Genomic DNA, 24879 nt, shown 5'->3' with positions numbered 1-24879 from the left:
ATAAAAATCACAATTCAACACCAGAAAGAATGTCCATTCCCTTTATCACAAGCGTAAAAAAAGCGAGCCTAAGCCCGCCTTTTTATAATTAAATCAAATCCATAGTTATTAAGGCTCTAATAAAGCCACCACGTTGTGACGCGTCGCATTCGCCTGCGCCAATAGAGTTGGCACTGCGTTTTCAATTAGCTGTAGCGACACATCTTGTGGCGCCTCTAACCAACTGGCTTCAATATCACCCTGGGCGTTGATCACCCCAGATTTTAAGCTGTTGGTGCGTACTACACGCTCTAAATCGGCGCTAACCTGCTTTTGCACGTTATCAATTTGGCTTAACGCCTGCTGCACTTTTTGCAACATACGCTCAATATCAGCCAATGATTTACGCACCTGCTGAGGCTTGGCAAACGACAGTTCATCTGGCGATACGGCTTGCTTATCGTGTGATTCCAGCTTGGCTTTAATTGGGCTGCCCGATGGCAGAATTTGACCACCACCTGTTAGCCACACACCTTTGCGTAAATTAGGCCACTCGGCTTTATCGACCGTAAATGCCAAGTCACCGAACTTATCAACCGCCACTTGAATACCACGAGGTGATAATGCGCGATCAAATTTTTGCGCGACCTCTTGGTTGGTTTCATCCAACTCAATCATGGTACGCACTGTAGCAGGCGAACCTGATTCAAACTGGAAACGAATAATTTCGTCTTGATTACGCAAGGTATTTAAACGAAGCCCTTTAATACCAAAGGTTTCCTGTTGCTGCTCACCCGATAAACGAGGTGTTAAGTCATGATGCAAGACAGGCTCATCTTGGTATTTGGCTTCACGCGTTAGCTTGCTCAGTTTATTTTTCAGCTGATGCAGCGACTGCTGTAGTTGATCTCGCTTGCCTTCTTGGGCATTTAGCGAGCGACGAGCGGTTTGACGTAATTGGTTCAATAAGTCGCTGGCATCGCGCAACGCACGCTGTGCAGTCTGTGCTTGTGCTGCTTGATTATGGGCTAAGGTCGTTTGCGTTAATAAGCTACGCGGTTGACCATTTAAACCTGACTGTTGCTGCTCTTGGCGCGATTTTTTTTCAGTGACACGACTGACGGCAGCAACGGGTTGTTGCTGTGCAATGCGATCTGGCTGGGTACTGTCACCGCTACGAATAGTATTGTGACTTGACGAAATCTGGTTAACCAAGGCGGCCTCTTTATATTTATTTTCTTGGTCGACAACGCTGGCCGACCAGCTGTCATTCCTCTGCCGCACTCAATTTCAATTTGATTGAAAAACAACAGAGGTGCGACAGAAGGGCATTAAATCATTTTAAACAGCGATAAATCTTGTACTTTGCTGTACGTCATTTGGGTTGCTTGCAGTGCTGCCATTTGCGTTTTGAGCTGCAAAATCGCTTCACTATAGTCTAAATCTTTTACTTCGCCGATCAGTTTATCATTGATGAGCTTATTATCATCATGCGAACCTGAAATCATGGTCAATGAATTTTGATGACCACCAACCTCAGTCATGGCACGGTTGATAGAGTTCAGTGAACTTTTTAGCTCGGTTTGCGCTGACGTCACGCTATCTTTCAGGCTACTGCCTTCGATCGCTGGGTCGCGCAAATCATTCACAACGCTATCTAATGTATTGAATACATCGCCAAAAATCGCATCCGCAGTTTGGTTTGCAGGAATACTCATCGATTCAGCCACCCGCACTTCACGCTGATCACTGTTACCAGCAAAGGTATATTTACCTGTGGCCGCATCTTTCACAATCGGCTGCGTATCAGTTTTGGTACCCGCAAAAATATAATCGCCGTTTGGACTTTTGGTATTCGCAATATCAGTTAGCTGCTCTAGGATACTTTCAAGCTCAGTGGCAATCGCTTCACGACCTTCCATCGTGCTGTTGCTGGCATTCAGCACACCTGTTACCAATTCTTGAGCTCGAAGCACTGCTGTATTCGATGCTTTAAGATGCGATTCAGTTTGACCTAACTGGGTCTGAAGATTAGAGATATTCTTCTTATACTGACCAATATCTGACTGCTCACGATCTAGCATCATCAATTGCACCGCACCTAGCGGATCATCCGAAGCCTCAAGCATACGCTCGCCAGAGTTCAACTGAATGAAGGTTTTGTTCACTTGCGTTGTAGAGCCCTGCATGCTCGACAACATGATGTTGGTCATTTGCGATGTGCTAATACGCATGATCTTATCCTATTTACAACGAGCGACTTAGTTGAACATTGACAAGGTCACATCAAACAGCTGTTGCGCTGTTGAAATCACCTTCGCATTGGCTTGGTACATCTGGGTGTAAGTCATGATGCTAGCCGCTTCTTCATCAAGGTTTACGCCACTTTTGCTGTCACGCTCACCTTGTGCTTGCTTCACTAAGGTATCAGACGCTTTAGCATCCGATTCCATTTGAGCTGTTTTGATCGCCCAATCACCAGTAAGACCGGTGTAGTTATCATAGATTGACTTGCCGTTTAGCTTATCAACGACGTTACCGTATTTTTCAAGTTCGTCAGCTGACAGCTTGGTCTTATCAACATTAATTGGCGCGTTCTTAAGCTCAATCAAACCTTGTAAGTTTTCACTGTTACCCGGTTCATCGGCTTTACTAGAAAACGCCAGTTGTTTCGGGTCATCCACTAGCAGTGTTAATTTGCCTGCGGCACCTTCAACGCTATCGACGCCACCAAAAACGGGTTTACCTTGCTCGCCATTAAGATCAAAACCTTGCTGATGCTTCTCGTTGAACTCAGTTGCAAAGCTATAAGCCATCACATCAAGTTCACGACGAAGCTCAACCAACTCAGTATCACGGTAGTTAATCAAACCACCAATGGTACCACCTAGGTTTTCATCCAATGCTAACTTGCCTTCACCGCGACGTAACAATAACTCACCATTGTGGTCTTGCTCGAGCTTACTCGCGGTATCGCCGCTCACAAGCGTCTGACCTTTCGCCATTGTCAACGTCACAGTGCCGTCATCGTTATAAGTTGGATTTACATCCATCATTGATGACAATTGGCGGATCGCTTCATCACGCGCATCAAGTAAACTGCTGGTACTTTGCGTATCACCACCAGCGTCACGAATACTGCTGTTCAAGCTCGCAATACTTGCCATTAGGGTATTGGCTTCAGAGATCGATGCGTCTAACTGACCTTTGATCTGCTTTTCTTGGCTATCGAGCTGCGAGCTCATGTTGTTAAAGCGTTGCACCATCGACTTGCTTTGACTCACAATCGTCTGACGGTAAGCAACATCTTGCGGCTTCGCCGACGCTTCATTCAACGCAGCATAAAAGCGGTCCAGCCCTTTACTTACCGAAGTGCTGTCATTATTCAGTACTGTTTGTGTTTTTTTCATGTACTGAGTGCTGATCGCGTTGTAACCCCACGAACCACGCTGACGATAAATCTGTTGATTAAGGTAGTTGTCAGCCAGACGTTCTACATTGCTAACACCAACACCTGCGCCACGGTTGTCAGCCCCTGTTTGGGCACCAAAACCGACACGTTGACGACTGTAGCCCGGTGTCATAACGTTCGACACATTGTGGGCGGTAACAGAAAGACCCGCGTTGGCAGCATTCATGCCTGACAAGCCAATATTAATCAAACTCATAGTTCTTCATCATCCATCTGGATTTTCAGGTGCTGCGACAGCGGCGTATTGTTACTCCACCAATGCGGCATGGTTACAGGGCTAGCCGATGACGACGCCGGCGCTGTCACCGGGCTAAAGCGTCCTGCGCTTGCTCCCGTCATGCCAGTCGTCGATGTCATTGCGACTTGCTGATTAACAGCGACCGCTTGTGGCTGTGGCTTAAATGCGTCGTGCTGACTTAATTGCTTCATCAACATATCGGCAATGCCCATGCTCTGCTGCTGGCTCATTTCTACCGCGATTTGGCTGTCGTACATTTCACGGAAAAATTTCTGCTGCTTGCTGTTAAAAGGGGACTCTTCCCCTTCATGGATAGACTCAGATGCGCGGCGCATATGGCGCAGCACGGTTTGCAAAAACACGGCTTCAAACTGATTAGCCGCTTGTTGCAGCGCTTGAGTTTGATCTGGGTTTGCCGTGATTTTTTGCAGTTCACTCACGTCGTTGTACAGCGCAGAGTGATGATCGTTTTCAATGAGTTTCATTACAGAATTACCAGTTGACCGTCCAGCGCGCCCGCTTCGTCTAACGCAATCAAAATTGCCATCAAATCGTTCGGCGAAGCACCTAAGCTATTCACTGCATCAACAATACTTTGCAGCGAAGTGCCTTCCTTGCTTTCCGGCCAAATAAATACTTTGCCGCGCTCTTGGTCGATAGACACATCTGAACTTGGCGTCACCGTCGTATTACCATTACTAAAGGCATTCGGCTGACTTACGTTGTAGTTCTCTACCACACTAACCGTGAGGTTACCGTGGCTAACCGCTGCGGTATGAACCTTAACGTCTTTACCCACCACAATGGTGCCGGTACGTGAGTTAAACACCACTTTATCGAGCGACTTGTGCTGCTGCACATCAAGGCTTTCCAGCATCGCGAGGAAAGTGACACGTTGGTTAGCATCATGCGGAGCACGAACACGAATTCGCGCATGGCTTTCTGCTGATGCTACTTGTGGACCAAATACGTTATTGATCGCTTTTTCGATATTGCGTGCAGTATTAAAACCTGGCGTTTTAAGATTCAAAATCACATCGGTCGAAGTTAAAAACGACGATGGAATTTCACGCTCAATAATACCGCCATTCGGGATCAAGCCTGCAGTTGGAATATTAATCGTGATACCCGAACCGCTATTACCTTGGGCTTTAACACCACCCACAACCAAGTTACCTTGAGCAACAGCGTAAACCTGCCCATCAACCCCTTTTAATGGCGTTAACAGCAAGGTACCACCACGCAAACTTTTGGCATCACCAATTGACGATACCGTGATATCCAGCGCCTGACCTTTCCCCGCTAGCGGCGGAATAGTGGCACTGACAGCAACCGCTGCCACGTTCTTCAATTTCGGATCGGCATTGGCGGGTAGCTGAACCCCAAACTGGCTCAGCATGTTTTTCACCGATTGAGAAGTAAACTTGGTTTGGCTTTTATCACCCGTACCACTCAAGCCCACCACGAGACCGTAGCCGACTAACTGGTTTTCACGGATCCCTTGAATATCAACCAGACTCAGTAGCGGACGTGCTGTCGCCATCAATGGGCTAAGTAACAAGCCCACTACAAACAGGATTTTTTTCATTGTCATTAGATAGGGAACCATGAACTATTGAAGAAGCGAGACAACCAACCAGCTTCGTTGGCGTCAGCTAACGTGCCGCGACCTGAATAGGTAATACGCGCATCACCTAAACGCTGAGATGAAATACGGTTGCCGCCATCGATATCATCCACGCGCGCTAAACCCGATAAACGAATGTATTCGTTACCTTGGTTGAGCTTTAGCCATTTTTCACCACGTACGCGCAGCACACCATTGGGCATCACTTCCGATACCAACACTGTAATGCTGCCGCTCAGGGAGTTTTGCTGTGAGCTCGATGATGAGCCTTTAAAATCGCGATCGCCCTTCATCGAAAACTCGGCATCGGGGTAAGGCGTGCCTGCAAATTTAGGAACAGTGATGCCGGTATTACTCTCTTTTCCAAACGAGGTACCCGCTTTTTTGCTCGAACGTGTTTGCTCGTCTAACACCACGGTTAGGATATCGCCAACACGAAACGCACGACGATCCTGAAACAGTGCCATTCCGTAGTTGGAATTAAACAAACTGCCATCGGTATTGGCTTCAAAAGTAGGGTAATTGGTGTACGGCACTTCCTCTGGCGGTTGGGTATCCACCACCTCAGAAACCGAAGTACATCCCGCAGCCAATAGGCTGGTGAAAAGAAGAATAATAACGCGCATCATGGCCTTAAACTCACATCGATTGGCTGACAAACTTCAGCATTTGGTCGGCACTTGATACCACTTTGGCATTCATTTCGTAGGCACGTTGGGTGGTGATCATGTTCACCATCTCTTCCACGACGCTCACGTTTGAACCTTCAAGGGTGAACTGGTTGATAGCACCAATACCATCTTCACCACCCACACCTTCGGTTGGCGCACCAGACGCACCAGTTTCACGGAACAAGTTACCGCCCAGCGCTTCTAGACCCGATGGGTTAGTGAAGTTCGCCAAAGTAATTTGACCCAACTCTTGTGGTTGCGGATCGCCTTGGATCTGAATAGTCACCATGCCATCTTTACCCACACTCATGCCTGTCGCATTTTCTGGGATCTCAATGTTCGGGATCATCGGTAAGCCCGCAGCCGTTACCAACATACCTTCAGAGTTACGGTGGAATTGACCATTACGGGTATAAGCCGTGGTACCGTCGCTCATTTCAACTTGGAAGAAACCTGCGCCCATGATCGCTAAGTCAGTCGCTTCTTGGGTATTTTGGTAGCTACCCGTCTTCATTAACTTCTGGGTACCCACTGTGCGAACACCGTTACCCAATTGCAGGCCACCCGGAGCTTCGTTTTGCTGGTCTACCATCGAGCCCGGCTGTTTTTTCATTTGATAGAACAAGTCTTCAAACACCGCACGGTCTTGTTTAAAGCCAACCGTATTCACGTTTGCAAGGTTGTTTGAAATGACTTGCATTTGGGTGTCTTGCGCTGCAAGACCCGTTTTACTCACCCATAAAGCAGGATGCATAGCTATTACTCCTGAGAAAAAGCGGCAGCCTATTGCTGCCGTATCGAGACATGAAGAGGGCTTTTATGATCCTCAAATGAAGATTAGTTACCGCGGATCAGGCGGTTGCCGGTAGTCGCCAATTGCTCGGCTGTCTTCATCATTTTGACTTGTAGCTCGAAGTTACGAGCTAAAGAAATATTGTTCACCAAAGCATCAATCGCGTTTACGTTGCTGCTTTCTAGGTAGCCCGCCGCCACTGTGACATCGTCTGCCGCATCCGCTTGACCGCCTTCACCGGTGACACGGAACAGACCATCTTCGCTTTTACGTAGCTGTGCAAAATCCGGGTTAACCAACTTCAGTTGGCCCACTTCCTGCACTAAGCCCCCCCCCTGAGGCACAACCGAAATGGTGCCATCGCTACCAATGTTCAGTTGCTCGTATTCTGGGATCACGATAGCGCCGCCAACGCCCATTACAGGGCGCTCACCCAGCATCAGTTCGCCTTCCGCACCCAAGGTAAAGTTACCGGCACGGGTATACGCTTCATCGCCTTCGTGAGCTTCAACCGCAAAGAAACCTTTACCACGAATCGCCACATCCAAAGGGTTGTCGGTGTGCTGTAACGTTCCTGCAGAAAAGTCAGAACCACCAGCACGTGCAGCAACCAGGGCGCGGCTGTCATAGCCCTGCCCTTTCACTTTCACGCTATCTGCTTGCTCAATATCAGAACGAAAGCCTGTGGTATTCACGTTAGCGAGGTTATTGGCATGCACTTGCTGCGCCATCATTACGCGGCTCGCACCCGACATCGCGGTGAACAATAATTTATCCATGCCCAGCCTCGACTTATAAGTTCTGGAATAGAATCTGGGTCATTTCTTGCGATACCTTGATGGTTTTCGCATTCGCCTGATAGTTGCTTTGCGCAGACATCAGAGACACCATTTCATTCGTTAGGTTAACGTTCGAGTTTTCATACATACCCGTACGCAATGCACCCATTTGACCTGTACCCGGAGTACCTAGCAGAGGGGCACCAGAGGCAAAGCTCTGTGTCCAACGCGTACCGCCCGCTTGTTGCAAACCTTCTTGGTTCGGGAAGCGTGCCATTAGTACCTGACCTTGTGCTTTGGTCTGACCGTTTGAGTAACGCGCGTAAACCGTACCGTCACCTTCAAAATACCAACCTGCGATTTGACCTGGTGCGTGACCGTCAGATGCATTTTTGTTGATAGAGAATTCACTGCCGTACTGAGTAACATCTTTCATCGTAAGTGCAAGCGCTTGTGGCTTCGCACCGTTGTCGAACGTTAGGTTCAGGTTAAGAGCTGACTCATCGGTCACTTTACCGTCAGCATCGAAAGAAACGGTGTTCTTATCAGCAAGCACTTTATCGTCCATCTTGTAATGGATTTCCCACTGATTTTTGTCAGTTTTTACGTAGTACTGCGTTAATTGGTGTTCACTACCTAGTGAATCGTAAATCGTAGACGTCACGCTCGACGTGAATGTTTGAGGGTCTTCCGGATCGAACTTCACTTTAGCCGAATCAATCGCTTTCGCATTAGCATCCAAGTTCAAACCTTGGTTGATCTTAGATGACACCTTCGCCGCCATGTCACTGGTGTCTACTTTCAGATCAGTCACAGTACCAGTCTGAATTTGGCCTGAGCTTGTTACGCCATAGCCTTGCAAACGGTAGCCGTCACCTGAAACCAAATAGCCTTCAGTATCTAGGTTAAACACACCGTTACGGGTAAACATCTGCTGGCCATTGTTTTGCACCATGAAGAAGCCTTCACCGTTGATCGCCAAATCGCTGTTACGACCTGTACTGGTGGTGCCACCAGAGGTGAAGCTTTGACGTACTTGCGCCACTTCTACACCGTTCATCTCACCACCACCGAATTGCGGTGCGTAAACATCTTGGAACTCAGTACGTGACGATTTAAAGCCCACAGTACCCACGTTCGCGATGTTGTGGCTGATGGAGTTCATTTGTTCCGATGTTGCTCGTAAGCCACTCAGGCCAACACTAATTGACATAAAATCTACCTATCTACTTCTTTTATTTATTATTTACGCCGTTATTTCACGCATATCGAACATCGACATCTTGCCTACGCCCGCTAAGTTCAGCATCACAGCCCCGCCATTGGCAGGAATATTGACTGAGTCCACCTTGGCAGCAATCATGATGTTTTGCTCCCACGCGTTATCGCCATTTTCTGCAACCACTTTGAACGAGTAAGTACCTTTACCTAGGTCATCACCATCGATTTCAAACTCCGCCATGCCTTTGCCTTGTGCGCCCAGTTTGATCTTGTCGACTTCTTTGCCTTTCTCGTCGTACACAATCACAGTGGCTTTATCGACTGGCTTATCGAATTGCACCCGACCATTGATGGTTTGACCCTCGTTGATATCAAGGCCGTTTTTCACGTCCATCAATACCTTCTTACCCACCAAGTTGGTCGATTGCAGCATCTCTAAGTTGGTCATGCCGATGTTGAGGTTCATCATGCCCGTTTTTACCCCTTCCAAACTCGACACCGCTGACATCATGCCTAGCTGGGTCAGGTACTCAGTACCATCGGTTGGGTTCAATGGGTTCTGGTTTTGAACCTGTGCCACCATCATGGTTAAAAAGTCATTACTGGTTGGCGTCATGTCTTTCTTGTTACCGTTGCTCGCAACCTGAGGTTGAGCACTTTGAGAATCAGCTTGGTGAAACTGACCTGCGGTATTAACTCTTGCTAAGCTCATGCTCTAACTTCCTAACTTGTTTGACCAAGACGCAAAATGCCTTGCTGCATACTGCGAGCACGACTCATTACATCGACATTGGTTTCAAAGCTGCGTGATGCCGCCATCATGTCAGCCATTTCCTCAACCACGTTGACCGTTGAGTGGAATACGTACCCTTGCTCGTTAGCCTTTGGATGGTTTGGCTCATAGCGACGACGCAATGGTTCATCACTCTCGATTACATCGTCGATGCGAACACGAGTGCCTGCCATCGGGTTGTTCATATCCATCATCACTGATGAAAATACTGGGCGCTTTGCTCGGTAACCTTCGCGTTCAGAACCAGAAACCACATCGGCATTCGCCAAGTTACTGGCTACCGTGTTCAGGCGAACGGTCTGCGCTGTCATTGCCGAGCCTGCAATGTCATATAGAGAAGAAAAAGACATACTGATCACTGTCCGTTAATGGCCTGCTTCAGACCGCGAATTTTCATGTTCAAAAAAGTCAGGCTGGTTTCCATATCCATAGCATTACCTGCGAATTTGGCCTGCTCAACTCCTAGTTCAACCGTGTTACCATCCTGCGCGGGTTGCTGCGGATTGCGGTACAGAAGCTCATACGACTGAGCTTGATGACGACGGCTTAAGTGCTTAGAGCGCGCTTGACTTGCGACCTCATCCATCGCGTCCTGAAAACTGATATCACGCGCTTTAAAATTCGGGGTATCCGCGTTTGCCAAGTTACTGGCCAACACCTTTGCGCGTTGTGTTCGGAACTGCAATGTATTAGGGTGTACGCCCAATGCATCCTCAAAATTGATAGCCATCTCATCTACTCTGTATCGGTTGAACAGCCATATAAAGCAAACTTTATGCCATTTATTTAAACGAGATAGATCAATGCTTTACAAGAATAAGTCCGATAACATCCGTCTAGAGCGGAAGCTCAACTTCCGCTCGGAAAGACGCGTTATCCGCCTAGCATTGATCACAGGGATAGGATTAATTGCGGCACTTTGTAGCCCGCTAAGTATGGCTAACAACAAGAAAAAATCAGAATACGCGCCCCAAATTCGCAGTTTTTTATACCGCGAAGTGGCGCGCTTTGCAGGCAGTGTTGGCAGTAATGATTTTCGCTTTGATATTGATACCCCTGAGCTATCACCCTGCGATACACCATTGGCGATCAGCCGTAATCAAGCACGCCAACCTATCGGCAAAGTGACCCTAACGTTAGAATGTCACAAGCCAAACTATTGGAAATCTCGCGCCAAAGCCGATGTAAAGGTGTACCTCAAATTAGTGGTGGCCAAAAACACCATCGAGCGTGAACAAACCTTAAATCAAAAAGATCTCAGGCGTCGTCGAACCGATATTTCTTATGTCCGTCAGGGGTATTTCACTAAAGTCAGCGAGCTCAAAAACCAAGTCAGTAAACGGCGGATCACCGCAGGGAAAATTATCAGCCCTCGGATGGTTGAACAGCGCAATTGGGTTGAACGACGCCAAGAAGTGGTGATTGAAGCTAAATATGGCAACATGACGGCGCGAATGAAGGGCGTTGCACTAGAAGCAGGAAGCAAGGGTGAACAAATCAAGGTAAAAAATAGCACTACCGACAAAACCATTTTGGCAACCGTGGTAGGACCTCAAAAAGTCAAAACCTTGTTTTAACCTTAGCGGATCAAAATTGATATAATTTGCGCAAAAGATCAAAAAAGCAGTTAAGCTCAGATTTTGTTGGTCGCTGTATAGCTATAAACCTATTACTTATTACCGATTGAGTAATCGCATGATTGGAAAAATTCAAAGCGCGATGTCACAGCCTGTTACTATCGACAGCCGCACATCAGCGAACAAAAGCGCTGCCGCAACGCCAGCAGCCAAACAGGTAGAACTAAGCAACGACGTGCGTTCCCTACAAAATGCCAAAGCCGAACTTCGCAATACCAGCGACGTTGATATGGATAAAGTGGCGAAGATGAAGCAAATGCTGCAATCTGGTCAGGTTAACGTTGATCTGGATAAACTCGCAGGCACTATGGTTGATTACTACCAAGGCAACCAATAATGGCTGACAGTAATACCCTGATCAAAACCCTGTTAGGTGAGCTTAAACAAGATGTGAGCCATTACCAACAAATGGCGAATCAGCTGAAAGAGCAGCATAACCTGTTGGTCAATCGTGATAATCAAGCCCTGACACCGCACAATGCGGCGATGGAGCAGTTGATGGCGACCTTGAACCAGCACGCGGCGAATCGTCAAACGATCTTAAACCAGCTTGGTACCACGGCCGATAACCAAGGTATGCAAACTTTGCTGGCAAAGCTGCCACAACCGATCCAAGATCAGGCAAAACAATGGTGGCAACAGGTGTATCAATTAACCTTGACCTGCCAAGAGCTGAACAATACCAATGGTCGCTTACTGGCCCAACAAAAGCAGTTAATTGACCGTTTGCTCAAACCCGAGCAGCAATTCTGCTACGCACCAGCCCAACCTTAAGCGGTGAATAAAACCTTAATCGGTTGATATAATTAGGTTTAGATTTTTCGCCAGCTAGGATGATGCGATCCGCTGGCGATAAAATTGATTCGCCGCCAACTCATCTAAGATTTTTTGCTGCTGACGCTCTTCCTTTTTGATCAGCCCTTGCTGACGTTTCTCGATCAGCTTATCCCCCATCTTGACCTGACAGTGTTGCTTAACCATCCGCTCGTTGGCACTACGCAACTCAACCTCAGCCATTTCCAACTCTTGGCGTTGTAACAGAGTAAGGTTATCCAACTGATAACGAAAACGACCAATGCCTTTCAGCATCAACGCTGACGTTTGCTGACCACCGCCCACACTGTACTGACCCGATAAACTTTCTAGCAAGGCTAATCTGTCTTGGTGAGCCTGATACTGGCGGTTGATTTGACTATATTCTTGTTGAATATCATCAAACTGGCGTTGCTGTTGCTCACGCCAGTGGGTCAACATTTTCACTCGTCGCATCTTGGTTTCCTTACACTAACTGCGCCATCGCCGCTTGGGTTTCAGCCAAGGTCACACTTTCATGCATACCTTGCTGCAAGAACTGGCACACCGCTGGGTATTGCTGGACCGCTAAATCGAGGTTGTGGTCTTGCCCCGGTTGGTAACCCCCTAAGGCAATCAAATCCTGGATCTGACGATAACGCGCATAACGCTGCTTAATAAGCTGCGCTTGTTTAAGCTGCTCTTGGCTCACCACTTGTGGCATCGCACGGCTGATCGATTGCTCGATATCAATCGCAGGATAATGCCCTTGCTCGGCCAATTCACGGTTCAAGACAATGTGGCCATCGAGGATCGCCCGCGCCGCATCGGCGATCGGATCTTGTTGATCGTCCCCTTCCGACAGCACGGTATAAAACGCGGTGATCGAACCTCGCTCGGTCGCGCCATTACCTGCCCGCTCGACCAGTTGAGGTAACAAGCTAAACACTGAAGGCGGATAACCTTTGGTTGCTGGCGGCTCACCGACAGCTAACGCGATTTCACGCTGCGCCTGGGCGTAGCGGGTTAATGAGTCCATCAAGAGTAATACGTCGTGACCTTGGTCGCGGAAGAACTCAGCGATACGGTGGCACAGCACCGAAGCTCGCAAACGCATTAACGGCGGATCATCGGCAGGTGAAGCAATCACCACCGCATTTTTCATCCCTTCCGGCCCCAAAGAGTGTTCGATAAATTCACGGACCTCACGGCCACGCTCACCAATCAAACCCACCACGGTGATCTCAGCGGTGGTGTTACGGGTCATCATGCCAAGCAGCACACTCTTACCCACACCACTACCCGCGAACAAGCCCATACGCTGTCCTTTACCGACACTCAACATGCCGTTAATGGCGCGGACACCCACATCCAACTGGCTGGAAATCGGTAGGCGTTGCAATGGGTTTATGGTCTCGCCTTGTAGGCTGATGCGCTGCTCACCCGAGATCGGATTTAAACCATCAAGCGGTTCACCCAAGCCATTCAGCACACGGCCCAGCATGCTGTAGCCGACATCGATTTTGCTGTCGCCATGAAGCGGCAGCACGCGGCTCCCCGGGCGCAAACCCGTGGTATGGCGGATCGGCATCAATACTGACGCCTGACGGTCAAAACCGACCACTTCGGCTTCTACTAAGGTGCCGTGGTCGGTTTCGATTAAACAACGCTGTCCGGTACACAAACGGCAACCGACCGCTTCGAGGGTCAATCCTGCCATCCGGGTCAAGCGCCCCCAAGTGCGGGCAACTGGCACTTCAGGGACTTGATCGACCGCCGAGCTTAGTCGGGCGTTGAGTTCTTGAAATAAATCACGCATCGCTGAGCAAACTGTCTCGGATCGATTCCATGCAAGTCTCTAAACGCTCATCGCTATCGGCGAACGCTTCCGACTCACTGCTGGTCACGCGGCAGCTACCAATCGCTAGATTCTCATCCGGCTGCAGCGTCCAAGACGCCACTTGCTCTGGCACTAACTCGACCAAGCGCTGGCAATCTTGCGGATTTAAGTAAATCACCAAATCTGGCTTTTGCTCTGGCATTTGCGCAAGTGTTTCTTCAATCAAGTGCACCATCTGACCCGGCTTAAGGGTTAGCTCGGCACGGATCACTTGGCGCGCCACTTTCTGCACCAAATCACAGATCATTTCGCTCTGCTGACGCACGTGTTGTTGGAACACTTGCTGAATTTGCTGCATCAAGTGATCAACCGATGCCGCAGTGCTGCCCATTTGTTGCTGCACCTGCGCCATCCCTTCACTAACACCTTGCTGGCGACCTTGTTCAAGCCCTTGCTCAAGACCAGCCTGCATGCCTTGGGTCACACCTTCTTGGTAACCTTGCTCGTGACCTTTTTGCTGACCATCTTGGAAACCATTGTGAAACTCGTCTTGATACGAGCCACCACTTTCATCACCAAACAGATCGTCTTCATCTGACTGCATCAAAGGCGGAAAGTGATACGGGCGGTATTGCCCTAGCTGAGGATGAAGCACATTGCTTACCTGATTTTTTTTCATCACACCCTCGCTTACTCAACCACTGGCTCGCTAAAGAGTTGCAGCTCCACCTCGCCTTCATCGGCAAGCTGACGCAGCGTATCAACCAACTGAGTACGTGCTTCTTCCACCGCACTCAAGCGAACACGACCTTTGCCTTCCATCGCTTCACGCAAGTATTGCGCGGCACGTTTCGGCATGGTGGCAAAGACTTTATCAAGCAGCTCTTCTTCGGCACCTTTTAGCGCCGTCGCCAATACATCTTGCTCGACTTCTTCCACCAAGCGCTCCAACGTTTCTTCGGTCTGACGAACCAAAATGCTGAAGTTGTACATTTGCGATTCTAGCTGCGCCACCAAATCCGGGTCGATCGCTTTCAGACCTGTCATCACCTTCATGCTTTGATCGCCTTGAAGACGGTTGATGATGTCACCTGCTTTTTGGGTGCCATCAATCAAGGTGCTGTTTTGCTGTCCCACTTGCGCTAAGAACTTATCCAACAGCACGTGCACTTCTTGCATCATGTCTGGGTGGATTTCTTTTAAGTTCGCTAAGCGGTATAGCAACTCATCAAGCCCTTCTTCTGGCAGTTTAGCCAGTAGACCTGTCGCCACTTCTGGCTCTAGGTAAGCTAAGAACACCGCTTGCATCTGCGGGTGCTCACCCGAAATCAGCTCTGCCAACTTGGCAGGCTCAAGCCATTGCAGACGCTGTAGGTTGTGCTTAAGCGAGTCACCGTAAATCGCATCCAATAGCGGCTGCGACAATGACTGACCTAAGGCTTTGTTTAGGGTGCGTTCCAGGTAGCTACGCGACGCACCTGAAATTCCAGACTCCGATTTAAAGTCTTGGAAAAAACGCTGAAATACACTTTCCGCTTGGTCTTTTTTCACCGCGGGAATACTGGCCATCGCAATCGATAACTGGCGCACTTGTTCACGATCAAGTTGCTGCAGCACATTGGCTGCAGCTTCTTCACCCATGCTCAACAATAAAATTGCGGCCTGTTCGATGCCTTGGGCATTATCACTTGTCTGCATCTTTCGGGGTTATCCATTGTTTAACAACATGAGCAACACGTTCCGGCTCTTTCTCCGATAACGTCTGTAAGTAAGAGGTTTGAATTTCCAAGCCAGTCTCAGGGCTTGGCAGTTCAGGCAACACATCTTCTGGCACCACAGCTGAACTCAAGGTTGCCGCTTCTGATGGTGCACTTGCCGCAGCAGGAGCTTCTAATTCAGCTTCTGGCGTCGCATCCGCTGGCGTCGCAACATTCGCCACAGCAGTGCTGTTGGTCGCATTAGCTGCCGTTGGATCTGCCATTACCGGGCTCAATTCGTTGCCCGTTTTACGCTCGCCCGCTAATTGACGTAGCGCAGGACGCACCACAACCAATAGAATCACTAGCGCCACAATCGCAGACAGAATGTAACGTAGGTAATCAAGCCATACGTTTTGCATCCACCACACAGGCTCTTCACCCAGCAGTTGCTGATCCACTTTGCTAAATGGGTACACATGAAGGCTAAAACGATCGCCACGATCGGCATTGATCCCCATCGCATCGCTAAGCATCTGACGAATACTGTCTAGTTTTGCTGGCGTGAACGCATCTGGCTCACCATTTAACAGTACAGATACGCTTAAACGCTCAACCTGACCTTGCTGGAAGTAAGTATGCTTCATGGTGCGATCCATCACGTACTCACGTGAGCTTTCACCACGCTCATTACCCGCATTTGGATCTTTATCTTCGTCACCTTCTTCCGGTGGACGGTTACTCAATGCACCCGGTACACCTTGGGCAGCTTGACCTGCACGGCGATCATAAGAGTTAAATTCAGAACGAACCGTCCCTTCAGGGGCATACAGTTCTTGAGTTGATTCGGTACGGTCGAAGTTTACATCTGCAGCCACTTCCACTTGGAAGTTATCCCCCCCCACCATAGGGCGTAGCATGCGCGAAGCACGGTTGATGTAACTCGCTTCCAGTTTTTGCACGTAATCAAGGTAAGCACTGCTGTTCTTGCCATGGCGGCCTTCACCAACCAATGCCGACAACAAATTACCTTGTTGGTCGATCACCGTAACTTGCTCTGCAGAAAGCTCAGGTACACTGCCAGCCACCAAGTTAACAATCGCCGTCACTTGCTCGCTATCAAGTACAGCACCCGGTGCTAACGATAACACCACTGACGCTGACGCTTGGGCTTTATCGCGACGGACAAACAAGGTTTGCTTTGGCATCGCCAAGTGCACACGCACATTTTGCACCGCATCAAGTGCCATGATGCTGCGTGCTAATTCGCCTTCTAAGCCGTGGCGGTAACGCGCATTTTCCACAAATTGACTCGTGCCTAAGCTAGAGTCTTGGTTCAGGATTTCCAAACCCGTTGGCAATTGCGCTTCCACACCAGCCGCCGCCAGCGCTAAACGCGCTTGACCTAAACTATCGCGCGCAACCATGACGCTGCCTTTTTGCGGCTCGATATAGTAATCCAGCCCTTTTTCTTCCAGCACCGAGATCACTTGGCTACGGTCAAACTGCTCGGTTTCACCGTACAAGGGACGATACTGGCTATTGCCCTGCCATAAGCCTAATACCACTGCCACGGTTACCAAGGCAGCAATGCCCATCAGAAAACCTGCCAAGCGCATACCAGAAAACAGGCGACCTACGCCTGCTGGGCTAGCCATTGTTGCCAGCTTCTGCTTCATTACTTCAGTCACTTACCCAATCCCACTACACTGGCATCTTCATGACATCGTCGTAAGCTGTCATCAGCTTATTACGCACTTGCACCATAGCTGAAAAAGCTAGGCTGGCTTTTTGGCTTGCGACCATAGCCCCAACCAAGTCATCGCTTTGACCAGTATCTACCGCTGTCATCTTGGCTGACGCATCACGACCTTGCTGGTCGACATTGTTCAGGGTGTTGGTGATCACTTGGGTAAAGTCCACGGCTTGCGCTTGAGGAGTGGTGATCGGGTTCGGTGCGATCTTAATCGCATCGAATGATTGAATTTGGGCCTGCACCTCGGCCATTTGGCTCAAAGGCTGCTGCATTAACAGGACTTTTTCTTGCATTAGAAGCTCTCTAAAACACTAAAAACAATATTGTTATTGGCTGATGAACAGCCGCTTATTTCGAAATAATAAAACTATTAACTGGCCAGCATTTGCTCGACATCCAGTCCTTGCTCGCGCATGGTTTGCAGTTTATAGCGTAGTGCTCGGGTCGAAACCCCTAACTCTTGCGCCGTTTTGCTACGGTGACCATTGAAGCGACGCAAGGTCTCGATAATGGTATTGAACTCCGCTTGCTTACGGCTTTTTTGTAAATTCGGACGTTTCTTAGTACCAGCCGATGATGGGCTCACCCCGGCCGGACTTTGCTCTGACGACACCTCACCCAATTCAGGCATTTGCATTTCAGGGGCGGCATGCTCGATTGGCATCGGTGTTGATGACGCAACCGCATCGGTCAGCACCACATCGCGAGTGCTAACCACTGACTCGCTCACCACAGGTTGACCCGGCAGCAATAAGTCTTGCGCACGGATCAAACAACCGTGGCTCATCACTAACGCGCGCTGAATGATGTTTTCCAGCTCACGTACGTTGCCCGGCCACGAATACGCTTTAAGCGCTTGCTTGGCAGAGTCGGTAAAGTGTGTCGACGCTTGACCTGGCATCATATGGCGATCCAACAAGTGTTCAGCCAGTGGAATGATGTCATCAGGGCGATCGCGCAATGAAGCGCAGCATAATGGGAACACGTTCAAGCGATAGTAAAGATCAGCACGGAAGCGACCTTCAGCAACCGCCTTTTCTAAATTTTGGTTGGTTGCCGCCAGCACTCGAATATCAAGTTTGATCTTCTGGTGACTACCTAAACGCTCTACTTCTTTTTCCTGCAGCACACGCAGTAATTTGGTTTGCAGAGCTAAAGGCAGCTCGGCAATTTCATCAAGCAGTAACGTACCGCCGTTGGCGACTTCCAACTTACCCGGCTGAGCTGATGCAGCCCCCGTGAACGCCCCTTTGGTGTGACCAAACAGAATCGACTCAATCATGGTTTCAGGGATCGCAGCGCAGTTAATGGCAACAAATGGCGCCTTAGCACGCGGTGACGCATCGTGGATAAAACGCGCTAGCACTTCTTTGCCAGTACCACTTTCACCATTGATCAACACTGAAGCATCGGTTTGCGCGACACGCTGTGCCAATTGCAGCAGCTGCTTACTCTGCGCCGCTTCTGCGACCACTGACGAGCTCGACTGCTTGGTTTGCATAATGCGTTGAACTAGCTGCGCAAGATGAGTATGACCAAATGGGATCAACAGATAATCGGTCGCCCCCATTTGCAACGCTTGGCTAACTTGACTGACATGCGATAACTCAGACAGTACCGCAATCGGGCCGTTATACCCTTGGCGACGCGCCAAGGCGATCACATCGCTGGCTTCGCTACCGTCGGCCAAACACGCAGGCACTAACAGTAAGTCCCACGCTTTGCTATCAAGCTGACATAAACAGTTCATCACATTGGTAGCGCGGGTTAATTGGTACCCTTGCGCTTCGCCGCCGGCTAACACACTGTCTAATACCGGATGCTGGGGGTGAAACATCAGCACTTGCCAAGTTGTTGCTGTCATGAACTTGCTCCTGATTTTCGCACCAGCCTAACGGTTACGCGACGATTTAACTGCAACGCTTGGGGAGTCGTTAGGCTAGAAGCCAAGTAACGATCACCATGCGAACGAATTTGGATTAATTGATGGGGAACCCCAAGCTCCATTAGCATTGCAGCCACTTCATCGGCACGCTGGCGAGAAATACGCATCTTGGAACTAAATTGACCACTTTGATCTGAGTAGCCATCAATCAACACTTTGCGAACTTTGGAATCAATATCAATATATTCCGCAATTCCTTCCAGCTTCTTAATTACTTGAGGGTTCAAGTGCGTTGAGCCAGGTTTAAAATAAAAGACAGAATCTCTAATTTGTTGATAGTTAAATGCAATCAACTGGTTCTGACATTGCAAATAATCAGAAACTGATTGCTCAATATTTATATTCTGAACAATCACCGTGTTATTAATTTGACGCTTATCCGTCAAATTAATTGCCACCCATCGACCGTTATTTAATTCATTAACAACATTCTCAACATCATTAACAATTAATGAGTTATCGGATGGTGAAATATAACCATAGCGATAAGGGTAAAGTTCAACTTCAGAGTTTTTTAGCCAAGGAGGTGATATTGATTCAATATTTACAACGTTATTTAAAGTCTTAACTTTGGTTGAATTAAGTAATAAACGCGTTTTTTCGCCTGCCTCTGAAATTATTTTCACAGTGCCAAATTGATGTACCGGATGGGAAAGCACACATGACGTCTTGCTGCCGGAAAAATGCCATGAGCTATCATCCAAAGCAGACGACCAATTAATCACCTTCGCACTAACCGAACAAGAAACAAACAAAAATAGAGCTAAAATTGCTCTAAAAATGACCAACATTAATAACTCCAAGTTAAGAGATCACGCCAACAAGTTATTTAGAGCCATAAAAAACAGTTAAGCGACCACGCAATCAATTAACTTAAACAAAAATATCAAATAATTTTATCGCCTTAATAAAGCACCTTTAAATCAGGAGCTTACAAAAGCGAGACGAAATATTGACACAGTTAAATATGCAGCGAGCGTAAATGTATTTAAGGGCTTAAATGAGTGTTTATATATTTTATTTATGGCGCTAATAAGAATGCATTAACTAGGACATGTCAACTGTCAATAAAATGAACACTAAGCAGTCAAATAAACGTTAAATTTAGCGATAAATAACTCACCAAGACAAACAAAACAATGTACCGTATAATATACCTAAAGGTGAGCGGGATTAGTTTGACAATCGATACCCTCTAAAGGTAGTCTCTCACGCCAAATCTATGATGCCGTAAAAAATATAATTAATAAAAACGAACAGCATCATTTGTTAAAATATTTATTTTAATTTTTTAAAATTTTCATTCATTTTTTTATTTATAACCGAGTTGTTTAAGCTGAGTTATATATTCAGTTATAAACAGCTTTTGTTTCATGAATATACGACGCGTTGCAGTTGACAGTTAGCTAGATAGTTTGCCAATTATGATGACTAAAAAAAGCAAAATCATATCCAATACTGATCAAGTCGACGTACGCGACTTTGATCTAGCCAGCCCTGAACACCGCATTGGTGCGCTGCAAGCTATTATCGATAACGTATGCAAACAGTTTGAACGTACTGCTCGCCAGTCGTTCCATCACTTGCTACGTCACCCAGTCGCTTTCACGCTTGAGCAGCAAGATACCCTCAAGTTGCAAGAGTACTTGCAACAGATGCCAACACCTTCGCTATACCGTGAGTTCATTGTGTCGCCGCACGATCTTCACGGCACCATCGCTATTGATGGTGAATTATTATTTGCGATGGTCGATCTCTTCTTTGGTGGTCTCGCGAAAAACCAACGCAGCCGCAAAGAAATGAGCGATACCGAATTACGCTTAGTGGAGCGTTTTTTCTGTGTCGCGCTGGAACAATTTTCCAATGGTTGGCACAGCATCACAAATTGGCAAAGTCAGCTAACCGAAAAAAACACCCTGCGTTTAGGTAATGTCACCCAAACGAATCAGCTTTATCAGGTGTGTCACTTCAGTATGGAAGTTGCTGGGCACAAAGGTTGGTTAGCCATTTCCTTACCGTTCGCGGGTTTGGATTTTTTGCGCGATCAGCAAAAGCCAATTGATATCGATACTGACCCTGAACTCCAAGCACGAATTCAAAGCAAAATCTGTCAGGCTCCAATGCATCTGACCACCACGCTTGCTGAACGCCGTTTATCGCTAGGTACTGTCATGGACCTTAAAGCCGGTGATGTGATCCCGGTGGAACTTCCAAGTGAAGTAACGGTACGTGCTGGCAACACCGCGCTATATACCGCGCGAGTGGCTGAAAACAATGCCAGCTTGGTTCTGCAAGTACAAAGCGTGATCAAACAATAACTAGGAATAACAATGACCGAACAAGCGACTGATTTAAATATCGATTTGGATGATCTTGACCTAGGTAGCCTTGGCCAAGACCCAATGCCAAGTGCAATGAATGCGCCAGCACAAGACATGAGCTTCATTCGCAACATCCCTGTGAACCTGACGCTGGAAGTGGCTAGCACCGAACTCATGGTGGGCGACCTAATGAATGTGGGTCTAGGTACAGTGATCGAGCTTGATAAGCTAAGCGGCGAAGCAATGGACGTAAAAGTAAACGGCACCCTTCTTGGTCACGCTGAAGTAGTTATCGTGAACAACAAATACGGTCTGCGCCTCGTTGATGTTGTCGACGACAACGACATGCTCAAAGGACTCACCAAATAATGCGTAAGCTGGCTTGGGTGAGTTTAGCCCTTCTGGCTGCAACACCGGCATGGGCACAAGACCTCTCACTGCTGACCATCAATGGTCCTGCGGGTCCTGAGGAATACAGCGTTAAGCTGCAAGTCTTCTTGATGATGACTGCGCTGGCCTTCTTGCCAGCCATGTTACTGATGGTGACCAGCTTCACCCGTATCATCATTGTGCTCGGGATCTTACGCCAAGCCATGGGTTTGCAACAAAGCCCACCTAACCGCATCTTAATTGGTATCGCCATGACCCTGACGCTGTTTATCATGCGTCCGGTACTGTACGACATCTACGATAATGCCGTTGTGCCTTACCAAGAAAACCAAATCACTTTGCAACAAGCCGCCGATATTGGTGCTAAACCACTGCGTCAGTTTATGTTGCAACAAACCCGTGAAACCGACTTAGAGCAAATCCTGCGCATTGCTAACGAGCCTGCGCCCGATAAGCTAGAAGATCTCGATTTTTTGATCTTGATGCCAGCTTTTGTATTAAGTGAACTCAAGACCGCTTTCCAAATCGGCTTCATGCTGTTTATTCCGTTCCTGATCATCGACATCGTGGTCGCCAGTGTCTTGATGGCCATGGGTATGATGATGCTATCGCCACTGATCATTTCGCTGCCGTTCAAGCTGATGATTTTTGTGATGGTCGATGGCTGGTCTATGACCGTCGGCACCCTAAGTGCCAGCTTCGGCTAACCCCATCACCGCATAAACACGAGAGGGCATTATGGGTTCTGAGTTTGTTGCCGCGTTTTTTGGTGATGCCTTAGTCATCATCGTTAGCATGGTATGCGTGCTGATCGTTCCAAGTTTGTTGGTCGGTCTGGTGGTGAGTATTTTCCAAGCCGCAACCCAAATTAACGAACAAACGCTGAGTTTTCTGCCACGTCTTTTGGTTACGCTCGCGATGTTAGGCTTTGCCGGACCTTGGCTATTGCGTACCCTTGGCGATCTCTTCACCCGCCTGTTCCTCGATATACCGCATTTAATTGGATAGCCCGTGTTAGAGCTATCCGCCGCCCAACTCACCGCGCTAATCGGCCAAATTTGGTGGCCGTTTTTTCGTATTAGCGCCGCCCTAATGCTGATGCCAATCTTTGGTGGCAGCCAGATTCCAGCGCGCGTCCGCGTTGGCTTAGCCCTGATAATCAGTGTATTAGCAGCACCTTTAATGCCAGCGATGCCTGAAGTCGATCCCTTATCGATTGATGCTCTATTGCTGGCGGGGCAGCAAATGATCATTGGTGCCATGCTGGCACTACTACTCGACCTCTTATTTGCCGTCTTCACCACCATGGGTCAAATCTTGTCGATGCAGATGGGTCTCGGGATGGCAATGATGAATGACCCGATCAACGGGGTAAGCATTCCGGCTATTGGTAAATACTACCAACTGTACGCCCTGCTGCTATTTCTTGCTCTCGACGGTCACTTAGTGGCCCTCGATGTGCTCGTGCAAAGTTTCAATATTTGGCCGGTCGGTGACTGGCTCAGCCAAACGGCGCTACACACCATAGTACTGCGTTTTGGTTGGATGATGGCGGCAGCATTATTGCTGTCTTTGCCAGCGGTATGCGCCATGTTATTGGTGAACGGAGCGTTCGGTATGATGAACCGCGCCGCACCACAGCTAAACGTATTCGCCCTTGGTTTCCCAATGACCATGTTATTGGGTTTGATTTGCTTACTGATCACCACCTCAGGGATCCCAGAGAATTTCACTCGCTTATGCAGTGAAACCCTGTCGCTGATGCTGACGCTAGAGGAGGTGCAGCCATGAGCAATGACAGTAGTCAGGACAAAACGGAACAGCCCAGTCAGCAGAAACTCCGTAAGGCACGTGAAGACGGTAACCTTCCGCGCTCCAAAGAGCTGGTGACGGCGATGATGATTTTGGGCAGCGCACTACTGCTCACCAGTTTTGGTGGCACTCTGGCTGAGATGTTTCGCCAAGTGAGTCGCTTGAATATGGCGCTTCCCAAAGCGGCGGCTTTTGATAGCCACCTGATGCTCAACCATTTAAGCGAAAGTCTATGGCTGATGGTCGCGGCCATCGGGCCGATGCTGGGTTTGTTGGTAGTGGTTACTATCCTCGCCAATCTGCTGCGCGGCGGCTGGAACCTGTCGTCGAAAGCGGCACAACCGAAGTTTTCCAAGCTCAACCCTATTTCTGGGGTCAAGCGCATGTTCTCGACCAAATCTTTGGTTGAGCTACTAAAAAGTATTCTCAAGGTGACCTTAATTGTCGCGACCTTGGTGATGCTGATCCGCCACACCTTGAACGACATCGTCAACTTACAGCGCTTATCACTCGAGCAAGCCATGCTGCAAGCGGTCGATTTTCTGTGGTTAGGGCTATTTAGCTTTGGCTTAGCGCTGCTGTTTATTGCGGTGCTAGAACTGCCGTACTCCAGTTGGGATTACACCAAGCAGCTCAAGATGACCAAGCAAGAGGTCAAGGAAGAGAGCAAAAACAGCGAAGGTCGCCCAGAAGTCAAAGCGCGGATCCGTCAATTGCAGCGCCAAATGTCGCAACGCAGCTTGACCCAAACTATTCCGCAAGCTGACGTGGTGATCACCAACCCGACCCACTATGCGGTAGCGTTGAAATACGATTTATCCAAAGCGGGCGCCCCGTTTGTGATCGCCAAAGGCGTCGATCAAATGGCGCTGCAAATGCAGCAAGTCGCGCGCCGCTTTGAATGTCCGGTGGTGGAAGTACCACCACTGACCCGTGCTGTTTACTACTCCACCAATGAGTGGCAAGAAGTACCAGCACCTTTATACGTGGCTGTGGCTCACATTCTGACTTTCGTTTTCCAGATGAAAGAATATCAGCATGGGCGACAATCCAGTAAACCAGAGTTCCCGAGGATTTCGATCCCTCGTGAACTTCGTCGTTAACGAGGCAAATCTG

The 24879-nt window shown here is 48.4% G+C and carries 29 protein-coding genes; 9 read left to right on the top strand and 20 right to left on the bottom strand.

Translation table 11 applies throughout. The annotated features are described in order from the left end of the window. Window positions 1-108: 108 nt before the first annotated feature. From A3K86_RS09760 to flgB, 12 genes are all read right to left on the bottom strand, one after another. Window positions 109-1194 (bottom strand): hypothetical protein, encoded by a 1086-nt coding sequence (locus A3K86_RS09760; RefSeq protein ID WP_068330714.1) that lies wholly within the window; start codon window positions 1192-1194, stop codon window positions 109-111. Window positions 1195-1310: 116 nt separating this feature from the next. Next, on the bottom strand, window positions 1311-2213 hold the full coding sequence (gene flgL / locus A3K86_RS09755) for a flagellar hook-associated protein FlgL (protein ID WP_068330713.1): 903 nt from the start codon (window positions 2211-2213) through the stop codon (window positions 1311-1313). Between the two features lie 27 nt (window positions 2214-2240). After that, window positions 2241-3647, bottom strand: coding sequence for a flagellar hook-associated protein FlgK (flgK, locus tag A3K86_RS09750; RefSeq protein WP_068330712.1), 1407 nt, complete (start codon window positions 3645-3647; stop codon window positions 2241-2243). Then, window positions 3644-4174 carry a rod-binding protein gene (locus tag A3K86_RS09745; RefSeq protein WP_068330711.1) on the bottom strand — a complete coding sequence of 177 codons (531 nt, stop codon included), beginning with the start codon at window positions 4172-4174 and terminating at the stop codon, window positions 3644-3646. The genes flgK and A3K86_RS09745 overlap by 4 nt, the downstream gene beginning before the upstream one ends. Beyond that, window positions 4174-5283, bottom strand: coding sequence for a flagellar basal body P-ring protein FlgI (locus A3K86_RS09740; RefSeq protein WP_162844324.1), 1110 nt, complete (start codon window positions 5281-5283; stop codon window positions 4174-4176). Before A3K86_RS09740 ends, A3K86_RS09745 begins: the two co-directional genes overlap by 1 nt. Next, window positions 5283-5945, bottom strand: a complete 663-nt coding sequence (gene flgH / locus A3K86_RS09735; protein ID WP_068330710.1) for a flagellar basal body L-ring protein FlgH — start codon at window positions 5943-5945, stop codon at window positions 5283-5285. The genes A3K86_RS09740 and flgH overlap by 1 nt, the downstream gene beginning before the upstream one ends. Window positions 5946-5955: 10 nt before the next feature. Continuing rightward, window positions 5956-6741 (bottom strand): flagellar basal-body rod protein FlgG, encoded by a 786-nt coding sequence (gene flgG / locus A3K86_RS09730; RefSeq protein WP_068330709.1) that lies wholly within the window; start codon window positions 6739-6741, stop codon window positions 5956-5958. Window positions 6742-6824: 83 nt separating this feature from the next. Beyond that, a complete protein-coding gene (gene flgF / locus A3K86_RS09725) occupies window positions 6825-7559 on the bottom strand; it encodes a flagellar basal-body rod protein FlgF (RefSeq protein ID WP_068330708.1) in 735 nt (244 codons plus the stop codon). Window positions 7560-7572: 13 nt separating this feature from the next. Continuing rightward, window positions 7573-8772, bottom strand: coding sequence for a flagellar hook protein FlgE (flgE, locus tag A3K86_RS09720; RefSeq protein ID WP_068330707.1), 1200 nt, complete (start codon window positions 8770-8772; stop codon window positions 7573-7575). A gap of 33 nt (window positions 8773-8805) precedes the next feature. Then, window positions 8806-9492, bottom strand: coding sequence for a flagellar hook assembly protein FlgD (locus A3K86_RS09715; protein WP_068330706.1), 687 nt, complete (start codon window positions 9490-9492; stop codon window positions 8806-8808). A gap of 11 nt (window positions 9493-9503) precedes the next feature. After that, a complete protein-coding gene (gene flgC / locus A3K86_RS09710; RefSeq protein WP_068330705.1) occupies window positions 9504-9923 on the bottom strand; it encodes a flagellar basal body rod protein FlgC in 420 nt (139 codons plus the stop codon). Window positions 9924-9928: 5 nt separating this feature from the next. Then, window positions 9929-10303, bottom strand: coding sequence for a flagellar basal body rod protein FlgB (gene flgB, locus A3K86_RS09705; protein ID WP_068330704.1), 375 nt, complete (start codon window positions 10301-10303; stop codon window positions 9929-9931). Between the two features lie 73 nt (window positions 10304-10376). On the opposite strand from flgB, the gene flgA reads away from it, so the two are divergent. From flgA to A3K86_RS09690, 3 genes are all read left to right on the top strand, one after another. Further along, on the top strand, window positions 10377-11150 hold the full coding sequence (flgA, locus tag A3K86_RS09700) for a flagellar basal body P-ring formation chaperone FlgA (protein ID WP_107270401.1): 774 nt from the start codon (window positions 10377-10379) through the stop codon (window positions 11148-11150). A gap of 118 nt (window positions 11151-11268) precedes the next feature. Then, complete coding sequence (flgM, locus tag A3K86_RS09695; protein WP_068330703.1) at window positions 11269-11547, top strand: flagellar biosynthesis anti-sigma factor FlgM; 279 nt, start codon at window positions 11269-11271, stop codon at window positions 11545-11547. Continuing rightward, window positions 11547-11984, top strand: coding sequence for a flagellar protein FlgN (locus tag A3K86_RS09690; protein ID WP_068330702.1), 438 nt, complete (start codon window positions 11547-11549; stop codon window positions 11982-11984). The genes flgM and A3K86_RS09690 overlap by 1 nt, the downstream gene beginning before the upstream one ends. Before the next feature lie 54 nt (window positions 11985-12038). Here the strand turns inward: A3K86_RS09690 and A3K86_RS09685 are convergent, their stop codons facing one another. The 8 genes from A3K86_RS09685 to A3K86_RS09650 form a co-directional block, all read right to left on the bottom strand. Then, window positions 12039-12479, bottom strand: coding sequence for a flagellar export protein FliJ (locus A3K86_RS09685; protein WP_068330701.1), 441 nt, complete (start codon window positions 12477-12479; stop codon window positions 12039-12041). Between the two features lie 10 nt (window positions 12480-12489). Continuing rightward, window positions 12490-13821: a flagellar protein export ATPase FliI gene (fliI, locus tag A3K86_RS09680; protein ID WP_068330700.1), complete on the bottom strand. Its 1332-nt coding sequence runs from the start codon at window positions 13819-13821 to the stop codon at window positions 12490-12492. After that, window positions 13814-14521, bottom strand: coding sequence for a flagellar assembly protein FliH (gene fliH, locus A3K86_RS09675; protein ID WP_068330699.1), 708 nt, complete (start codon window positions 14519-14521; stop codon window positions 13814-13816). The genes fliI and fliH overlap by 8 nt, the downstream gene beginning before the upstream one ends. A gap of 11 nt (window positions 14522-14532) precedes the next feature. After that, window positions 14533-15540 (bottom strand): FliG C-terminal domain-containing protein, encoded by a 1008-nt coding sequence (locus tag A3K86_RS09670; protein WP_068330698.1) that lies wholly within the window; start codon window positions 15538-15540, stop codon window positions 14533-14535. Next, window positions 15527-17230, bottom strand: coding sequence for a flagellar basal-body MS-ring/collar protein FliF (gene fliF, locus A3K86_RS09665; protein WP_068330697.1), 1704 nt, complete (start codon window positions 17228-17230; stop codon window positions 15527-15529). Before fliF ends, A3K86_RS09670 begins: the two co-directional genes overlap by 14 nt. Window positions 17231-17243: 13 nt before the next feature. Continuing rightward, window positions 17244-17588 (bottom strand): flagellar hook-basal body complex protein FliE, encoded by a 345-nt coding sequence (locus tag A3K86_RS09660; RefSeq protein WP_068330696.1) that lies wholly within the window; start codon window positions 17586-17588, stop codon window positions 17244-17246. A 77-nt stretch (window positions 17589-17665) separates the two neighbouring features. Further along, on the bottom strand, window positions 17666-19159 hold the full coding sequence (locus tag A3K86_RS09655; protein ID WP_068330695.1) for a sigma-54 dependent transcriptional regulator: 1494 nt from the start codon (window positions 19157-19159) through the stop codon (window positions 17666-17668). Further along, complete coding sequence (locus A3K86_RS09650) at window positions 19156-20031, bottom strand: MotY family protein (protein ID WP_084406555.1); 876 nt, start codon at window positions 20029-20031, stop codon at window positions 19156-19158. The genes A3K86_RS09655 and A3K86_RS09650 overlap by 4 nt, the downstream gene beginning before the upstream one ends. 633 nt (window positions 20032-20664) lie before the next feature. On the opposite strand from A3K86_RS09650, the gene A3K86_RS09645 reads away from it, so the two are divergent. Genes A3K86_RS09645 through flhB form a run of 6 tightly spaced genes read left to right on the top strand, consistent with a single transcriptional unit; the run spans window position 20665 to window position 24866 of the window. Beyond that, window positions 20665-21558, top strand: a complete 894-nt coding sequence (locus A3K86_RS09645) for a FliM/FliN family flagellar motor switch protein (protein WP_232321949.1) — start codon at window positions 20665-20667, stop codon at window positions 21556-21558. A 12-nt stretch (window positions 21559-21570) separates the two neighbouring features. Beyond that, window positions 21571-21930: a flagellar motor switch protein FliN gene (gene fliN, locus A3K86_RS09640; protein WP_068330694.1), complete on the top strand. Its 360-nt coding sequence runs from the start codon at window positions 21571-21573 to the stop codon at window positions 21928-21930. Next, entirely contained in the window at window positions 21930-22658 is a 729-nt protein-coding gene (gene fliP / locus A3K86_RS09635; protein WP_068330693.1) for a flagellar type III secretion system pore protein FliP, read from the top strand. The genes fliN and fliP overlap by 1 nt, the downstream gene beginning before the upstream one ends. Before the next feature lie 31 nt (window positions 22659-22689). Beyond that, entirely contained in the window at window positions 22690-22959 is a 270-nt protein-coding gene (locus tag A3K86_RS09630) for a flagellar biosynthetic protein FliQ (RefSeq protein WP_068330692.1), read from the top strand. 3 nt (window positions 22960-22962) lie between these two features. Then, window positions 22963-23742 carry a flagellar biosynthetic protein FliR gene (fliR, locus tag A3K86_RS09625; protein ID WP_068330691.1) on the top strand — a complete coding sequence of 260 codons (780 nt, stop codon included), beginning with the start codon at window positions 22963-22965 and terminating at the stop codon, window positions 23740-23742. Further along, window positions 23739-24866, top strand: a complete 1128-nt coding sequence (flhB, locus tag A3K86_RS09620) for a flagellar biosynthesis protein FlhB (protein ID WP_068330690.1) — start codon at window positions 23739-23741, stop codon at window positions 24864-24866. The genes fliR and flhB overlap by 4 nt, the downstream gene beginning before the upstream one ends. Window positions 24867-24879 lie beyond the last annotated feature (13 nt).

It is taken from the genome of Photobacterium jeanii, from assembly GCF_001650345.1.
GTDB classification, from domain to species: Bacteria; Pseudomonadota; Gammaproteobacteria; order Enterobacterales; family Vibrionaceae; genus Photobacterium; species Photobacterium jeanii.
Note: the sequence above shows the minus strand (reverse complement) of the source record. Positions and strands in the feature narration are given on the sequence as shown.